The following is a 15,505-nucleotide window of genomic DNA, read 5'->3' as shown; positions in this document are numbered from 1 at the left end:
CCAGCGCTTCACTTCTTGAAATCCGTTGCACCGCAGGCGACTGTCTGCAGGCAAGGTGAATGGAGCACAACCGATGACGGAAACTAATGAATTTGATGTTCATGTTTTTGATAGTGGGCTAAACTCTGACGAGTTCATTGATGATATTGAGAGCTTTGTTAAACTTTTCTCGCCTCTGGAGATAAGCAATCTAACGCTCCTGAGAGATCACAGGACCCAAGCCGTTTTTATAGAGTGCCACATATCGGCTTCAAAAATTTCTGACCTTGGTACTACTGATGTGCCGTTAGATGCTGATGCATCGCCCGACTATCGAGCCAACAGAGATGTGGTGGCTGACCATGCGGCCTTCGAGCAAATGCGAAATGACGCCGTGGAAGGACGACGATTTAGCAACATCGTAGCCGAATTTGTCGATGGAGACCCGAAACCTCTCAAAATCATTGGTGGACAACACCGTTACGAAGCAATCAAAGAGGCTCTGGAGCAAGGAGTCGATATTGAGCATGGAGTAAAGGTTTACCTTCAGCTCGACAACGAGCAGCGCCTTGATGTTCAGATTATATCGAATACGAACATTTCAGTTTCAAAAGAGCTTTTGGACAGGATGTACGAGACACTTGCTGGAGCGGAACTTCGCGATTGGTGTCAAAAATGCGGATTGCTGGAAGAGAAGCAAGACTTCGCAGACAAGCCAGGGCGAGGCAATCCAATCACCGTAAAAGAAGCGCGGTCTTTCATTTGCAACTACTACCTTGGAAAAGCCGTGCCGGATACGGAGTTTTCCACCCGGGATACTACCCCACAACTTGTTGACGCGGGAAAGCGTGACCCAAAAATTTGGAAAGAGGCCAAGCAAAATAATCCGGATTTGTGGGATGACAAAGATCTGCAGGCCGCAGGCAAAGCATTTGCAAAGCTGAGAATTGCGCAGATGGACGCATTTTTGGACAGCAAATCAGGGAAGTACAGTGGTCCAGCCGACTTCCGTCACAAAGCTAAGAATCTGGCGCTATTGGCAGGATGGGCGTTAGTTGCTGGCTGTTTGTCGAAGAACCCGCAACGTTTGAAGCGGCACTACGCGCTTTCTGAAAAGGGAGGCGCGAAAGATCCTCTGCGGGCAGACTTGCTCGCGGATGGCCGGCACTCCACAGATCCTGCAAACTATCGTGGACTTGGATATCGCTCAGACCCCAAAGAGCGCGGGAGGTTTGCCGAACTTTTCTGGCTTCAAGCGGAAAAGGGGGCTGGTATAACGAAAAGTGGCATTGAGCTTGCAATTCAAGAATACGAAGCCAAGCAAGCTAATTTGCGCGCCAAAGCTATGCGGGAGAAGCTCGGGTGAGCGAGTTTGAAGCCTACTCGAACGAGCTTTTGGTCTCAGCTAAAAAATTTCTGGAAGACGCGAAATCTGCAAGCACACCATCTGAAAAGCAGAGACTTCTACGATCAGCGCTGACGCATTCATTCTTCTTTTTGGAAGCTCAATTAAACTATCTCGCTTCGCATTTTTCAAACTCACCTGACTTCAGCATTTCAGAAAAGTCACTTCTCTCTGAGAAAGAGGTTGCGCTTGTAAAAGGAAAATTTTCTCTTACCAATAAGTCAAAGTTTTACCGGCTTGAAGACAGGACTGAGTTTCTATTAGCGAGATTTTCGCCTGATCTGGAGGCCTCAAAGGGTGCTTGGTTCTCAGAGCTACTCTTGTCAATAAAAATTCGCAATCGCCTTGTTCATCCAAAAGAAGCCCATCAAATTAGCCAACAGGAGGTGGAAAGATCGCTTCTGGCTGTTCTTGATTGTCTGTCCGCCATGTACGTCGCCATTTTTGCGATGCCATTTCCTCCGGCCGCACTCGGACTGCACATTGGCCCTGAACAATGATCTCATGTAGTGGGAAGCGAATTCACCGACATGATCGGTGATTCTGCATTCCAGCCGTACGCAGAGTAGGATTGCTTCCCACCCTCGGTATAAGCGACGCCGGGTTGGGCGACATGACCTTGGCGGAATGCCCGCTTCCATGTCCATTTAGGTATGCGTTTGCGGGCGCAGAGAAAGTCCGGAATCCGCCAAACAAGACTTTCTTATAGCATGAAGGAACTGGGTTCAAAGCTAGCATTCGAACACTATGCGAGGTGAAGAAAACTGGATGCGAAGTGAGCTGGATGTCAAAAACTGTTTGCTGCAAACCTCTCCGTAAATCCCTGCAGAACCCCTGTCACGCTACAACTACATCCAAACACCTTCATCCATCCCCTTGCCAAACCGGGTCATTTAAAACATGAACAAAGGATGAACGGATGTGACTTCACCCTTTCCGGCACGCAGCTGACCGCGCTGGGGTCCGGGGCGCTCTGGTGGCCGGAGCAAAGCCTGCTCTGCATCAGCGATCTGCATCTTGGCAAATCCGAGCGGATCGCCCGGCGCGGCGGGGCTGCGCTGCCGCCCTATGACACCCGCGACACGCTGACCCGGCTGGCCGCTGACCTTGCGCTGTCAGGGGCGCGGACGGTGGTCTGCCTTGGCGACAGCTTTGATGATGCGCAGGCGGCCCGCGCCCTGCCCGAGGAGGAGCGGCTGTGGATCGCGCGGCTGCAGGCGGGGCGGCGCTGGATCTGGATCGAGGGCAACCATGACCCCGGCCCGATGGACCTTGGCGGCAGTCATCTGGTGGAACTGCCCCTGGCGCCGCTGACCTTTCGCCATATCGCCCAGGCTGGTGCCAGCGGCGAAGTGTCGGGCCATTACCATCCCAAGGCCAGCGTCAGCACCCGCAACACCCGCATCACCCGGCCTGCCTTCCTGCATGACAGCGACCGTCTGATCCTGCCCGCCTATGGCACCTATACCGGCGGATTGCACAGTCACACCGAGGTGCTTTGCGCCTTGATGCGCCCCGAAGCCCGCGCCATCCTGACCGGCAAGACCCCCCTCGCCATCCCCATGCCAAGATAGGATACCCGATGTCACCAGAAGCCGTTCAGCGCATCCGCGACAGCTTTGCCGCGCAAAGCATGATGGCCACGCTGGGGGCTTCCCTTGATGCGGTGGCCAGTGGCGAGATCCGCATTTCGGCCCCGATCCTGCCGGGCGCACGGCAACAGCAGGGCTTTGGCCATGCGGCGCTGACCTTTGCCTTGGGCGATACTGCTGCGGGCTATGCGGCGCTGTCGGTGTTGCCGATGGACAATGAGGTGGTCACCGCCGAGATCAAGATCAACCTGCTGGCCCCGGCGCGCGGCGACCGCCTGTTTGCCATTGGCAAGGTGGTGAAACCCGGCAAGCGGCTTTGCGTTGTCACAGCGGAAGTTTTTGCGGAAACGGATGGCAGGCAAAAGCGCATCGCCATCCTGCAAGGCACAATGGTGCCTGTGCCGATCTGACCCCTTACCGGGTCAGAACAAGCCCGCCTGTCTTGCCGCATCACGTTTGCCCCGCGCGACAGGAACTTCGGCACCATCCGACATCACCAGCACATCCCGCCCCTGCATGCGCCGATGGGCGGTGACCGCATCCAGGCTGACCCAATGGGAGCGGTGGGTTTGCAGGCCCCGCACCCCGTCCAGCGCTTCGACAGCCTCGCCAAGCCGCATCAGGATCAGGGTGCTGCCCCGCTCCGTCACGATCTTGAGGTAATGGTCCTGCGCCTCGATCCGCACCAGCGGACCGCGCAGTTCAAGCGGAAGACGGCGCAGAAACAAGGCGGCGGGGTCGGCGGGTGCCTCTGTCGGCTGCGGGTTGGCCAGCCACCTGCGTGCAAGATAGACCAGACCGTTCGCCACCAGCACAGTCGCGCCGACAATGGCGATCATATATCCAAGGCCCCCGCCCACCTGTCCGCCAAAGACAATAGAGTTGATCCCATGGATCAAGGTGGCCAGCACCAGCGCAAAGACGGACCAGAAGGCAATCTTGCGCGGCAGGCTGTCAGGCACGAACCGCCGCAGCAACGTGGTGCAGAGGATCGACAGCGCCACGACCCCCGCCCAATAGGCGGCGCGGCCCGCAAAACCCAGCGCTTCATGGGTGCCGAAGGGGCCAGCAACAGCACAAAGCAGTGTCACCAGCAACCATAAAGCCACCAGGAAACCAAGCCTTTGCCACTCGCGATGCGTCAGATGCATCTGCCGCCTTCTCTTTGCCATTCACGAAGCAGCGCTGCGCTTCACGTAATTCCACTGTGTCTGAATGGGCCATCCTGCCATGCAAAGGCAACCCGTCAAAACACAAGGTTTACCATGTCATTCGATCCGCTTTTCGCCGCCCCTGCTGTCATTCAGATCCATGCCTTTCTGGCGCTGGCCGCAGTAGTGCTGACCGCATGCATCCTCACCCTGCGCAAGGGCAACCCCCTGCACCGCACCCTCGGCTGGACCTGGGTTCTGATGATGGCTGCCGTGGCGCTGTCCAGTTTCTGGATCAATCAGATGCGCTGGATCGGCCCCTTCGGCCCGATCCACATCCTGTCGGTCGTCACGCTGATCAGTCTGGTTCTCGGGGTGCGGGCCGCGCGGCGGCACGACCGGGGCACACACGCCCGCATCATGCGGACGCTGGTCTTTGGTGCGCTGATCATCGCGGGGGGCTTCACTCTATTGCCCGGCCGGATCATGCATGCGGTGGTCTTTGGTGTGGCCTCCTAGGATCTGACCCCGGGTGTCATGCCCTCAGGCGGTCAGGCCCTCGGGCTCATCCAGCCCGTTGGCCCGGCAACAGGCCGTCACGGTATTGGCCAGCAGGCAGGCGATGGTCATCGGGCCGACGCCACCCGGCACCGGGGTGATCGCCCCCGCACGCGCGGCGCAGCTGTCATAATCCACATCGCCCACGAGCCGGGTCTTGCCTTCGCCCTTTTCCGGCGCGTCCAGCCGGTTGATGCCCACGTCGATCACGGTGGCGCCTTCCTTGATCCAGTCGCCCGGCACCATTTCGGGGCGGCCCACGGCGGCGACAACGATGTCGGCGCGGCGCACGACATCGGCCAGATCCTTTGTCCGCGAATGGGCGATGGTCACGGTGCAGCTGTCGCCCAGCAGAAGCTGAGCCATCGGTTTGCCCACGATGTTGGAGCGTCCGATCACCACCGCATCCATGCCGGAGAGCGATCCGTGATGATCCCGCAGCATCATCAGGCAGCCCAGCGGCGTGCAGGGCACCATGCTTTTCTGTCCCGTGCCCAGCAGACCGACGTTGGAGATGTGGAAACCGTCCACATCCTTGGCCGGGCTGATCGAGTTGATGACCAGATCCTCGTCCAGATGCTTCGGCAGGGGCAGTTGCACCAGGATACCGTGGATTTCCGGATCGTTGTTCAGCCGGTCGATCAGCTCCAGCAGCTCCGCCTCCGAAGTGTCGGCCTCCAGCTTGTGCTCTACCGATTTCATGCCGACCTCGACGGTCATCTTGCCCTTGGAGCGGACATAGACCTGGCTGGCCGGATCCTCGCCCACCAGCACCACTGCCAGACCGGGCGTGATGCCGTGCTGATCCTTCAAACGGGTCACATGCCCGGCCACCTTGGCCCGCACGCGGGCGGCGAATTCTTTTCCGTCGATGATCATTGCAGTCATGTTATCTTTCCTGAGGTGCGCAGTAAATGCGCACCCTACAAGGGTTTCGTAGGGTGCGCATTTACTGCGCACCACTCTTGATCAGAACAAGCCTTCGACGTCGCCGTCGGCGTTCAGACGGATGTTCTCGGCCGAAGGCACACGTGGCAGGCCGGGCATGGTCATGATCTCACCGCAGATCGCCACGACAAAACCGGCACCTGCAGAGAGGCGCACTTCGCGCACCGGAATGTCGAAACCGGTGGGCGCGCCGCGCCGCTCGGGATCGGTGGTAAAGCTGTATTGCGTCTTGGCCATGCAGACCGGCAGGTTGCCATAGCCCTGATCTTCCCATTCCTTCAGCTGGGCGCGGATCTTGCCGTCCATCACCGCCTCGTCGGCGCGATAGATCTTGGTGGCGATGGTGTTGATCTTGTCCGCAAGGCTCATCTCATCGGGATAGATCGGTGCGAAATTCGCCTCGCCCTTCTCGATTGTCTCGACAACCTTGGTCGCCAGATCGGCAGAGCCTTCGGAGCCCAGTTCCCAATGCCTGGACAGCACCGCTTCGGAGCCCTGGCTGGCCACGTAGTCCTTGACCGCCTGCACTTCGGCATCGGTATCGGTGACGAAGTGGTTGATCGCCACCACCACCGGCACGCCAAAGCTCTTCACGTTCTCGATGTGGCGGCCCAGGTTGGCGCAGCCCGATTTCACGGCTTCGACATTCTCGGCGCCCAGATCGGCCTTGGCGACGCCGCCGTTCATCTTCATCGCGCGGACAGTTGCCACAACCACCACGGCAGAGGGCGAAAGACCCGCCTTGCGGCACTTGATGTTCAGGAACTTCTCGGCCCCCAGATCGGCACCAAAGCCCGCTTCGGTCACCACGTAATCCGCCAGTTTCAGCGCGGTTGTCGTCGCAATGACCGAGTTGCAGCCATGCGCGATATTGGCGAAGGGACCGCCGTGCACGAAGGCCGGGTTGTTCTCAAGCGTCTGCACCAGGTTCGGCTGCATCGCGTCCTTCAGCAGGACGGTCATCGCGCCGTCCGCCTTGATGTCGCGGGCAAAGACCGGCGACTTGTCGCGGCGGTAGGCGACAATCATGTTGCCCAGACGTTCCTGCAGATCTGTAAGGTTCTTGGCAAGGCAGAGGATCGCCATGACTTCGGAGGCCACGGTGATGTCGAAGCCCGCTTCGCGCGGGAAGCCGTTGGCGACCCCGCCCAGCGAGGTGGTGATCTGGCGCAGCGCGCGGTCGTTCATGTCCACGACCCGGCGCCAGACGACGCGGCGGGTGTCGATTTCCAGCTCGTTGCCCCAGTAGATGTGGTTGTCGATCATCGCCGAAAGCAGCGAATGCGCGCTGGTGATGGCGTGGAAGTCGCCGGTGAAATGCAGGTTCATTTCTTCCATCGGCACGATCTGGGCATAGCCGCCCCCTGCCGCGCCGCCCTTCATCCCGAAGTTCGGCCCGAGCGAGGCTTCGCGGATGCAGACCGCGGCCTTCTTGCCGATCCGGTTCAGCCCGTCGCCCAGACCCACTGTGGTGGTGGTCTTGCCCTCACCCGCAGGGGTCGGGTTGATCGCTGTCACCAGGATCAGCTTGCCGTTCTTGTTGCCCTGGACGCTGTCGATGAATGTCTGGCTGACCTTCGCCTTGTCATGGCCATAGGGCAGCAGGTCCTTGCTGCCGATCCCAAGCTTCTCACCAATCTCCTGGATGGGGCGTTTGTTCGCTGCGCGTGCGATTTCGATGTCGGATTTGTAAGCCATGTGAGGGTTCCCCTAAAGACCGATGTGCCGTTTGCCCCTCTTATCGTGCAATCGTCCGGACCACAGGTCGCAATTCCGACATTTCCACCACCCGATGCGGCGGTGGACCGATAAACCGTTTCTTTTTGGAAACGATCGTCGCTAAAGGAGCGCCCAGGCCCGCTGCCCCGGCACATGCAGACGCAATGTATCGCCGATGGCCAGGTCGCCTTCGCGCTCCACCCAAGCGGTGACGCCCCTGCGCCCCAGCGCTGCCGCCTTGAACCCCTTGCCATGCCCCAGCGCTTCCTTTTCGATCTCGCGCGCGGGCAGGTTGCAGGGGCCGTTCAGCATGTCGACGGTCAGGGTGGTGCCGGAGGGCGACTGCAACCGCGACGCGGGCGGGATATGGGTAAAGTCGGCAATGCCTTGCACCACGATCGACGCTCCCAAAAGTCGGGGGTCCAGCTTGTCCACGCCGATTTCGGCGGCGATCTCGGCCAGTTCCTCTGCCGACAGGATCGAAAACTGCCGCGTGTTGCGGATCTCCGTGCCCTGCGGATATTGCGATTTCACCCGCACGCAGGATGGTCTGGTGAGCCCCGCGTGGAAATCGCCTGCAAACCCGGCATAGGTGGCGCGGGCGCGGTCGATTTCCTGTGACCGGATATCGCTGCGGTCCTGCGGCACCATCCCCATCCAGACGATGGTCGCGGTATGATCGGTGGGCAGTAGTTCAGGCATGGTCAAGGCTCCTTGTGGTCGCCGCCACTTTGGTCAGACCCTGCGCAAAAGAAAAGACCCCGCCGTGGCGGGGCCTTATGACATTCTGTTACGCCTTGATCAGCGGTTGTGATCAGGTGGTCGGTTCCGGTTCCAGACCGCCATCCGCGGGGGGCAGTTTCTTGCCCTTGCCCTTGGCCTTGGGAATCGCGGTGACGCTGGGGGCGTTGCCCTCGTCCGGGCCGCTCTCGTCATTTTCGTCGGAAGGCGGCAGCCCGTCCATCACGCGCTTGATCTCATCCCCGGTCAGGGTCTCGTATTCCAGCAGGCCCTGGGCGAGACGCTCGAATTTTTCCTCATTCTCGGAAATGATCTTCTTCGCCCATTCATAGCCGTCCTGAATGAACTTCTGGACTTCTTTCTCCACCAGTTCCTTGGTGTTGGCAGAGACAGAGAAACCCGCCGTATTGCCCTGATAGCCCTGCGCGGCTTCGGAATAGTCGATGTTGCCGACCTTGTCGGACATGCCCCACTGGAGCACCATCGCCCGGGCCAGCGCGCTGGCCTGCTGGATGTCGCCGGCCGGGCCGTTGGACACGGCCTCTGGCCCATATTTGTGGATTTCCGCAGCCTTGCCCGCCATGGTCATGGCCAGGCGCTGGTGGCATTCGTCCTTGAACATGTTCAGGCGGTCCATTTCGGGCAGGCTCATCACCATGCCAAGCGCACCGCCGCGCGGGATGATCGTGGCCTTGTAGACCGGATCGCATTTCGGCAGCGACATGCCGACCAGCGCATGACCGGCCTCATGGTAGGCTGTCATTTCCTTTTGTTCGGCGGTCATGACCATGCTGCGGCGTTCAGGCCCCATCATGACCTTGTCTTTGGCCTGCTCGAAGTCGATCATGGTCACGAAACGCCGCCCCACACGCGCGGCCATCAGCGCCGCCTCGTTCACCAGGTTGGCGAGGTCCGCACCCGAGAACCCGGGCGTGCCGCGCGCGATGATGCGCAGGTCGACGTCGGGGCCAAGTGGCGTCTTGCGGGCATGAACGCCAAGGATCTTCTCGCGGCCCTTGATGTCGGGGTTCGGCACGGTGACCTGACGGTCGAAACGGCCCGGACGCAGCAGCGCGGGGTCCAGCACGTCGCGGCGGTTGGTGGCGGCCAGGATGATCACACCCTCGTTGGCCTCAAAGCCGTCCATCTCGACCAGCAACTGGTTCAGCGTCTGTTCACGCTCGTCGTTACCGCCGCCATAGCCTGCACCACGATGGCGGCCCACGGCGTCGATCTCGTCGATGAAGACGATACAGGGCGCGTTCTTTTTCGCCTGTTCGAACATGTCGCGGACACGGCTCGCGCCCACACCCACGAACATCTCGACAAAGTCGGAACCGGAGATGGTGAAGAAAGGCACGCCCGCCTCGCCCGCAATGGCGCGCGCCAGCAGTGTCTTACCTGTGCCCGGAGGGCCGACCAGCAGCGCGCCCTTGGGGATCTTGCCGCCAAGGCGGCTGAATTTTTGCGGATTGCGCAGGAACTCGACGATTTCCTCAAGTTCTTCCTTGGCCTCGTCGATGCCTGCCACGTCGTCAAAGGTGACCCGGCCATGTTTCTCGGTCAGCATCTTGGCCTTGGACTTGCCAAAGCCCATGGCCCCGCCCTTGCCGCCGCCCTGCATCCGGTTCATGAAATAGATCCACACACCGATCAGCAAGGCGATGGGCAGCAGCGACATCAGGAACGTCTGGAAGCCCGATTGTTCCTGTGGCCGCACCTTGATCGGCACGTTGTTGTTGATCAGCAGGTTGGTGATTTCCGCGTCCTCGGGTTTGACCGTGACGTAATCAGACCCGTCCGCCTTGCGAAACCGGACCTGTTCTCCGTCCAGGGTGGCGTTCCGCACTTCGCCCTTTTCAACCGAGCTTACGAATTCGGAATAGGTGACTTCGTTGCTCTGCAGGGCATTATTTGAGCCGCTGAAGAGGTTGAACAGCGCCAACACCAGCAAAAGCAAGACGACCCAAAACGCGAGGTTACGCATATTTCCCAAGGAAGTTCTCCTAATAACAACAATTTGCGCCTGTCCAGGCTGAGTTGCGCATGTCGAATGGTCTTATCGAACACTGACCTAAGATAGGGATCATCACAGTAGATTCAATGCGATAATAGCCCGCCAAAGAAGGTCTCTTCTCCACCTTCCAGTGCCGCATGCCAGTTTTGGTCCGGTCGGACAAGGGGGGCGGCGAGAAGGACGTCATCTTGCCACACGGCAGGCAAGGACATGACCGCCTGCAGCGGCAGCCCGGATGCACGCCAATCTCCGCATTGCTCGACCCCCTGCTGGCCCATCGCGGCCACATAGTGGCACTTGCGGGCAGCCTCTTCAGTGGCCGGTTTGACGCGCCAGCGTGAATCCCACAATTGACCCGCAGGCACCCGCAGGTCCTGCACCGCCTTATGCTCGCGGAACACCCAGATGCTCTCTTTCTCGCGCAGGGCGTGGCACCCATCCAGCGTCGAGGCCAGCCCCCGGCGCAGCGCCGCCATCAGCGTGGCAACAGCGGCCCGTCGGGGCGGATAGGGATTGCCGCTGATCCAGCTCAGCGCATGAACCAGCAGGCGGCGCTGAATTTCTTCAGGCTGGATCCGCAGCCGCCGTTCATCCAGTGCAATGGCACCTTTCTCCACACGTGCGATATCGCGGGCGGCGAGGAAGGTCTGCCAGTTCAACGCAGCCCGCGCCTGACGCATCTGTTCGGCCACGGTGGCCAGAGCACTTGCATCAATACCCAGCTTGCCCAGTTCTGCCAGCGCGTTGCGTGCCCTGACGCGTTCAAAACTCGTGTCATCATTGCTCGGGTCTTCTACCCAGCTGACCTGTTGGCTGCGCAGGTAGCTCCGCAGGTCTTCACGGGTGACAGACAGCAAAGGCCGCACCCAATGGATACCATGGCGTAACATCCGGGGCGAAATTGACGACAACCCATCCACACCGGCGCGGCGCGCAAGACGCATCAGAACCGTTTCAGCCTGATCATCGGCGGTATGTCCCACCGCGACGGTGCGGATTCCGCGCTCCTTTGCCCAATCCGATACGCATTCATAACGCGCATCGCGGGCCTCTGCCTGAAGATTGCCGATGCCATCCCAGTCATCCCAGATCAGGATATCATGGGGCACGCCAAGCGTCGCGCAATAGGCACCCACAGCCTCGGCTTCCTCGGCTCCCTCCGGCCTGAGGCAATGATCCACTGTCACAGCAAAAAGACGCGATCCGTGCAGCCTGCAAAATCCGTGCATCAGATGCAGCAGCGCCATGGAATCGCCACCGCCCGAAACCGCGACCGCAACCCTGTCCGGCGGATGGGGCAGGAAAGCGCTGGACACTTGCTGGGTCAGCCAGGCCATGGTCACGTCAGCTACATCCTAGCGCAAGCCTTTGGTTCTCGGCCTCGGCAACCGCTGGCGTCGATGGAAAGCGCACGCCGACTTCGGAGAGCGTGACGCAAGCTTCCTGGGTCTGCCCAAGCTGCCCAAGGGCGCGTCCCAGTTCAAAAAGCGCCTGTGGCGCCATCGGCCCTTCGGGCGCAGTGCTGAAAGCGGTCAGGAATGCGCGTGCCGCCTCCTTTGAATCGCCCAGTCCCTGCAGGGCATCGCCCCGGCGCAATTCGGCCTCGGCGGCTAGCGGACCGCCCGGATAGGTCTGATTGAAGGTCGCAAAGAGGTCTGCGGCGGCGCGAAAGTCACCGGATGCGAGCGCCTCCTGCGCCCGCTTGAAATCGGCCTCTTCACCAACCGCAAGAGAGGCCTCGTCAGTCGGTGTGGCCGGGGCGGTCAGCGGAGCCGAGACCGAAGCCTGCCCCTCTCCCCCAAGTGTGGTGGTCTGGCCCAGCTTGCCCACATCGCCGCCTTCAAGTTCGACCAGCCGGAATTCCAGGTCGCCGATCCGGCGGGTCCCGTCGTCGACGATACGGTTGATGCGGTTTTCCAGTTCTTCCGTCTTGGAGGTCAGGCGCTGCAATTCGCTTTCCATCGCGCCCACGCGCTCCAGCACCGACGCGCCCCCGGTGCTGGTCGAAACACCACCCGTGGTGGACAATTCGCGCCGCAGTTTCTGGACCTCGACAAACAGGATGTTCAGTTCCTGACGCACATCTGCCAGCGTCTGATCATCCTGTGCCAACACGGCCGCGGGGCTGACCATAAGCCCCAGCATCATACCCATTACCAAACGCATCTTCATCAGATCAGCCTCAGCTTGTCAGACCGCCTGCCAGAACTGTCACCGCGCGGCGGTTCTTGGCATAGCAGGATTCTTCGGAACAGATCTCGATGGGGCGTTCCTTGCCATAGCTTATGACCCGCAGACGGCCCGGCGGGACCCCCTTTGAGATCAGGTATTCCTGCGCCGCATTGGCACGGCGCGCCCCCAGGGCCAGGTTGTATTCACGGGTGCCCTGTTCGTCCGCGTGACCTTCAATCACGGCCTGGTAGTCCGAGTTTGTCATCAGCCACTGCGCCTGCCCGTCCAGCGTCGCGCGGCCGATGGCGGTCAGGTTCGACTGATCCACTTCAAACAATACACGGTCCCCGATCGACTGCTGGAAATAGGCAGCCGAGGTCGGGTCATTGGCGCTGCCCGGCACCACACCATTGGCACCGGCACCTGCGTTTGCCCCTGCACCGGCACCATCGGCGCCAAAGCGGTCCGGGTTGGTACAGGCACCCAGCGCCAATGCTGCAATCAAAATACCGCTTGTCAGAAATCTGTTCATCGTGGTGCCTCTCGTTGGTGGCGACTTTTGTTAACCTTTAGTAGCACAGGCCCGCGGCCATTGGAAATTCGCTACAACAACTTCGTGTTATTTTTGCAAAGGCGACCAGGACGGGTCCGAGCCCCCTTCCGGTGTGCGCACCGGCCGCAGGTTGCGTCCGGAAATGTCCACGGAATAAAGGGTCGATGACCCGCCCGCCCCCTGGGTTTCGCGGGCAAACATGATCACCCGGCCATTGGGGGCCCATGTCGGCCCCTCATCCAGAAAGGAAGCGGTCAGCAGACGCTCTTCCGAACCGTCCAGCCGCATCACACCGATGTGGAAACGGCCCTTGTTCTGTTTGGTAAAGGCCACCAGATCGCCACGCGGCGACCAGACCGGCGTGCCATAGCGCCCCTCGCCGAAGGAGATGCGCGTCGGCTCGCCGCCGGTGGCGGACATGATGTAAAGCTGCTGGGTGCCGGAACGGTCGCTCTCGAACACGATACGGCCGCCATCGGGGCTGAAGCTGGGCGCGGTCTCGATCGCGGGCGTATTGGTCAGGCGCACGGACTGGCCGCTGGCGATGTCCATTGTGTAAATGTCGGTATTGCCGCCCTGGGTCAGCGAATAGACCACGGTCTGTCCGGAGGGCGAGAAGCGCGGCGCAAAGCTCATGGTGCCTTCGGCGCTTTCCAGCACCCGCCGCTGCACCGAACCGATGTCCAGCACATAGATCCGCGGAAAGCCGCTTTCGTAGCTGGTATAGAGAACCCGGTCACCCGAGGGCGAAAAGCGCGGTGCCAGCACGATGGAGCCTGAATCGGTCAGGTACTGAACATTCGCCCCGTCGTAATCCATGATCGCCAGCCGCTTCTGGCGCGCATCCTTCGGCCCGGTTTCAGAGACATAGGCCACGCGGCTGTCGAAATAGGCGCCCTCGCCGGTGATCCGGCTATAGACCGCATCCGCCACCTTGTGCGCCATGCGTCGCCAGCCTTCGGTGGTCCCCGAAAACTGAAGGCCATCGCCCAGTTCCGCGCCCGAGAACACGTCATAGAGACGGAACTTCACGCTGACCGAATTGCCCTGCACATTCACCGCCCCGGTGATCAGCGCCTGCGCGTTGATCGCCTTCCAGTCGGCATATTGCACCGGCGCGTTGAAATCGCTGACCGTAGAGATAAAGGCCGATGCCGGAACCTCGCGGAACAGGCCGGTTCCCGTCAGATCCTCCGACACCACCCGGGAGATGTCACCGGCAAGCTGCCCCGATTCCGCGCTTTCAGGCTGGAAGCTGGGCACCGCAAAGGGCAAAGGCTCGATGACCCCTTCGGTGATCTCGATCCGCAGGGGCCCCTGCTGGGCCGCAACCGCACCGGACAGGGCGCAGATCAGCACCAGGAACAGGCTCAAAAAACGCAATTTCATCTCGTCAGCATCCTTTCGGGCTTAAACGTAAATCCACTATTTCGCGGCTTTGCCGATAATTCGAGGGGAAGTTCACGCAAAATAACACCATAGCGGAATAATGCCGGTGAAACGACACATGTTCCATCATTTTACCCGCATCCTCTCGGGGTTGAAGGTCATCTCGATCTCCTGCCACTGGCTGTATTTTTCGGTCGGCAGCTGATAGCCCTTCGATCCGCACAGGATGATCGCGCGGCGGGCCGCCTCGAACGCCTGTTTGGCGGCGGCGGATGACCCGCCCTCGCTGCCGATCATCTGGATCGACCCGATGATGGGGGTCCCATCCTGCGCCATGTTCACCGCGACAACCACGGTCGTGCGCAGCGCCTCGGAAGAAAGCGAGCCGACGTTCCAGCAGTTCGACACCGCAACACGCAGATTCTCCTTTTCCCCGGAGGTCAGCGGCGGACCGCTTGGCGCAGGCTTGGCCGGTGTCTCGGTTGCCGCCTGGGCCGCGGCGACAGCAGCGGCGATGGCGTCGGCATCTACGTCTGCATCCGGTGTCCTGGTCGGGGCCGGTGTCTCGGCCACGCGCGGCGTCTCGGTCGGAGTTTCCACCGGCGTTTCGGCGACCACCGGGGCCGCGGGGCGCCGCCCGGGCGGGCGCGGCGAAGCGGCGGGTGCCTTGGTGGCCTCCGTCACGATCTCGGTTGTCGCCTCCTCCGGCGCGGTGGCTTCCTGGGTTTCCTGCGGCGCATCGCCGGTTTCGTCCGGTGCCACGGCTTCCTGCTGCACCGGATCCGGCGTTGCCTCGGGCTCGGGCTGCGCGACAGGCTCGGGTGCGACACGCTCGACCGGGCGCGGGGCGGCTTCGGGCGCGACCTCGGGCACCAATACGGCCTGATCGCCAATAGGTTCATCCAGGACCGGCGGCGTATCCGCCACATCCGTTTGCGGCGGCAAAGCCAGCTCCACCACATCGGGCGGCGTGTCATCGGCGGGCGGATCGGCCTGGGCCGGTGCGGGTTGTTCAACCTGCGTGTCCGGCTCCGCCGCGACCTCAGGCTGATCAGGTGTCACCTCGGGTGCCGCAGGCTGTGCCACCTCTGTCGCCGTGTCGGGCGCCTGCTGCCCTGCCACCAGCGCATCGAAATCGGTGCTTGAGATCACCGACACCTCTGTCATCTCGAAGGGCGGCGGCTCGGAGGTGAAAACATTACCCAGCAGCAGCCAGCCGATCACCGTCAGGTGGCCGGCTCCCGATACATAATGCCCGATATGAAGATCGTTGCGGTGCAA

The 15,505-nt window shown here is 60.9% G+C and carries 15 protein-coding genes; 5 read left to right on the top strand and 10 right to left on the bottom strand.

The annotated features are described in order from the left end of the window. Positions 1-73: 73 nt before the first annotated feature. From ACWNZ3_RS05700 to ACWNZ3_RS05685, 4 genes are all read left to right on the top strand, one after another. The gene (locus tag ACWNZ3_RS05700; RefSeq protein WP_496901501.1) at positions 74-1,345 is read left to right on the top strand and encodes a hypothetical protein; all 1,272 of its coding nucleotides are present in this window, start codon (positions 74-76) and stop codon (positions 1,343-1,345) included. Continuing rightward, a complete protein-coding gene (locus ACWNZ3_RS05695) occupies positions 1,342-1,884 on the top strand; it encodes a hypothetical protein (protein WP_496901500.1) in 543 nt (180 codons plus the stop codon). The genes ACWNZ3_RS05700 and ACWNZ3_RS05695 overlap by 4 nt, the downstream gene beginning before the upstream one ends. Positions 1,885-2,295: 411 nt before the next feature. Beyond that, positions 2,296-2,958 (top strand): ligase-associated DNA damage response endonuclease PdeM, encoded by a 663-nt coding sequence (gene pdeM, locus ACWNZ3_RS05690; protein ID WP_269367653.1) that lies wholly within the window; start codon positions 2,296-2,298, stop codon positions 2,956-2,958. Positions 2,959-2,966: 8 nt separating this feature from the next. Then, the gene (locus tag ACWNZ3_RS05685) at positions 2,967-3,386 is read left to right on the top strand and encodes a PaaI family thioesterase (RefSeq protein WP_269367652.1); all 420 of its coding nucleotides are present in this window, start codon (positions 2,967-2,969) and stop codon (positions 3,384-3,386) included. Between the two features lie 12 nt (positions 3,387-3,398). On the opposite strand, the gene ACWNZ3_RS05680 is transcribed toward ACWNZ3_RS05685, so the two are convergent. Continuing rightward, on the bottom strand, positions 3,399-4,127 hold the full coding sequence (locus ACWNZ3_RS05680) for a LytTR family DNA-binding domain-containing protein (RefSeq protein WP_496901499.1): 729 nt from the start codon (positions 4,125-4,127) through the stop codon (positions 3,399-3,401). 114 nt (positions 4,128-4,241) lie between these two features. On the opposite strand from ACWNZ3_RS05680, the gene ACWNZ3_RS05675 reads away from it, so the two are divergent. Next, the gene (locus tag ACWNZ3_RS05675; protein ID WP_496901498.1) at positions 4,242-4,646 is read left to right on the top strand and encodes a DUF2306 domain-containing protein; all 405 of its coding nucleotides are present in this window, start codon (positions 4,242-4,244) and stop codon (positions 4,644-4,646) included. 24 nt (positions 4,647-4,670) lie between these two features. Here the strand turns inward: ACWNZ3_RS05675 and folD are convergent, their stop codons facing one another. The 9 genes from folD to tolA all read right to left on the bottom strand — a co-directional run bounded on the left by folD (position 4,671) and on the right by tolA (position 15,505). Then, a complete protein-coding gene (folD, locus tag ACWNZ3_RS05670; RefSeq protein ID WP_274576446.1) occupies positions 4,671-5,573 on the bottom strand; it encodes a bifunctional methylenetetrahydrofolate dehydrogenase/methenyltetrahydrofolate cyclohydrolase FolD in 903 nt (300 codons plus the stop codon). An 81-nt stretch (positions 5,574-5,654) separates the two neighbouring features. Continuing rightward, positions 5,655-7,331 carry a formate--tetrahydrofolate ligase gene (locus ACWNZ3_RS05665; RefSeq protein WP_274576449.1) on the bottom strand — a complete coding sequence of 559 codons (1,677 nt, stop codon included), beginning with the start codon at positions 7,329-7,331 and terminating at the stop codon, positions 5,655-5,657. A 141-nt stretch (positions 7,332-7,472) separates the two neighbouring features. After that, a complete protein-coding gene (locus ACWNZ3_RS05660) occupies positions 7,473-8,054 on the bottom strand; it encodes an MOSC domain-containing protein (RefSeq protein ID WP_496901497.1) in 582 nt (193 codons plus the stop codon). Positions 8,055-8,166: 112 nt separating this feature from the next. Further along, positions 8,167-10,089: an ATP-dependent zinc metalloprotease FtsH gene (gene ftsH / locus ACWNZ3_RS05655; RefSeq protein ID WP_114274642.1), complete on the bottom strand. Its 1,923-nt coding sequence runs from the start codon at positions 10,087-10,089 to the stop codon at positions 8,167-8,169. Between the two features lie 104 nt (positions 10,090-10,193). Continuing rightward, positions 10,194-11,447 carry a tRNA lysidine(34) synthetase TilS gene (gene tilS, locus ACWNZ3_RS05650; RefSeq protein ID WP_496901884.1) on the bottom strand — a complete coding sequence of 418 codons (1,254 nt, stop codon included), beginning with the start codon at positions 11,445-11,447 and terminating at the stop codon, positions 10,194-10,196. Positions 11,448-11,454: 7 nt separating this feature from the next. After that, on the bottom strand, positions 11,455-12,276 hold the full coding sequence (ybgF, locus tag ACWNZ3_RS05645) for a tol-pal system protein YbgF (RefSeq protein ID WP_274576485.1): 822 nt from the start codon (positions 12,274-12,276) through the stop codon (positions 11,455-11,457). A gap of 16 nt (positions 12,277-12,292) precedes the next feature. After that, positions 12,293-12,814, bottom strand: a complete 522-nt coding sequence (pal, locus tag ACWNZ3_RS05640) for a peptidoglycan-associated lipoprotein Pal (protein ID WP_269367645.1) — start codon at positions 12,812-12,814, stop codon at positions 12,293-12,295. Positions 12,815-12,901: 87 nt separating this feature from the next. Next, on the bottom strand, positions 12,902-14,224 hold the full coding sequence (gene tolB, locus ACWNZ3_RS05635; protein WP_496901496.1) for a Tol-Pal system beta propeller repeat protein TolB: 1,323 nt from the start codon (positions 14,222-14,224) through the stop codon (positions 12,902-12,904). 126 nt (positions 14,225-14,350) lie between these two features. Beyond that, positions 14,351-15,505, bottom strand: a complete 1,155-nt coding sequence (tolA, locus tag ACWNZ3_RS05630; protein ID WP_496901495.1) for a cell envelope integrity protein TolA — start codon at positions 15,503-15,505, stop codon at positions 14,351-14,353.

It is taken from the genome of Sulfitobacter sp. IGS-18, from assembly GCF_059628195.1.
Note: the sequence above shows the minus strand (reverse complement) of the source record. Positions and strands in the feature narration are given on the sequence as shown.

Excerpts from the sequence above, each read along its gene's own strand:
- ACWNZ3_RS05700 (WP_496901501.1), top strand. The coding sequence starts at position 74 with ATGACGGAAACTAATGAATTTGATGTTCATGTTTTTGATAGTGGGCTA.
- pdeM (WP_269367653.1), top strand. The coding sequence starts at position 2,296 with ATGAACGGATGTGACTTCACCCTTTCCGGCACGCAGCTGACCGCGCTG.
- ACWNZ3_RS05685 (WP_269367652.1), top strand. The coding sequence starts at position 2,967 with ATGTCACCAGAAGCCGTTCAGCGCATCCGCGACAGCTTTGCCGCGCAA.
- ACWNZ3_RS05680 (WP_496901499.1), bottom strand. The coding sequence starts at position 4,127 with ATGCATCTGACGCATCGCGAGTGGCAAAGGCTTGGTTTCCTGGTGGCT.
- ACWNZ3_RS05675 (WP_496901498.1), top strand. The coding sequence starts at position 4,242 with ATGTCATTCGATCCGCTTTTCGCCGCCCCTGCTGTCATTCAGATCCAT.
- folD (WP_274576446.1), bottom strand. The coding sequence starts at position 5,573 with ATGACTGCAATGATCATCGACGGAAAAGAATTCGCCGCCCGCGTGCGG.
- ACWNZ3_RS05665 (WP_274576449.1), bottom strand. The coding sequence starts at position 7,331 with ATGGCTTACAAATCCGACATCGAAATCGCACGCGCAGCGAACAAACGC.
- ACWNZ3_RS05660 (WP_496901497.1), bottom strand. The coding sequence starts at position 8,054 with ATGCCTGAACTACTGCCCACCGATCATACCGCGACCATCGTCTGGATG.
- tilS (WP_496901884.1), bottom strand. The coding sequence starts at position 11,447 with ATGGCCTGGCTGACCCAGCAAGTGTCCAGCGCTTTCCTGCCCCATCCG.
- ybgF (WP_274576485.1), bottom strand. The coding sequence starts at position 12,276 with ATGCGTTTGGTAATGGGTATGATGCTGGGGCTTATGGTCAGCCCCGCG.
- pal (WP_269367645.1), bottom strand. The coding sequence starts at position 12,814 with ATGAACAGATTTCTGACAAGCGGTATTTTGATTGCAGCATTGGCGCTG.
- tolB (WP_496901496.1), bottom strand. The coding sequence starts at position 14,224 with ATGAAATTGCGTTTTTTGAGCCTGTTCCTGGTGCTGATCTGCGCCCTG.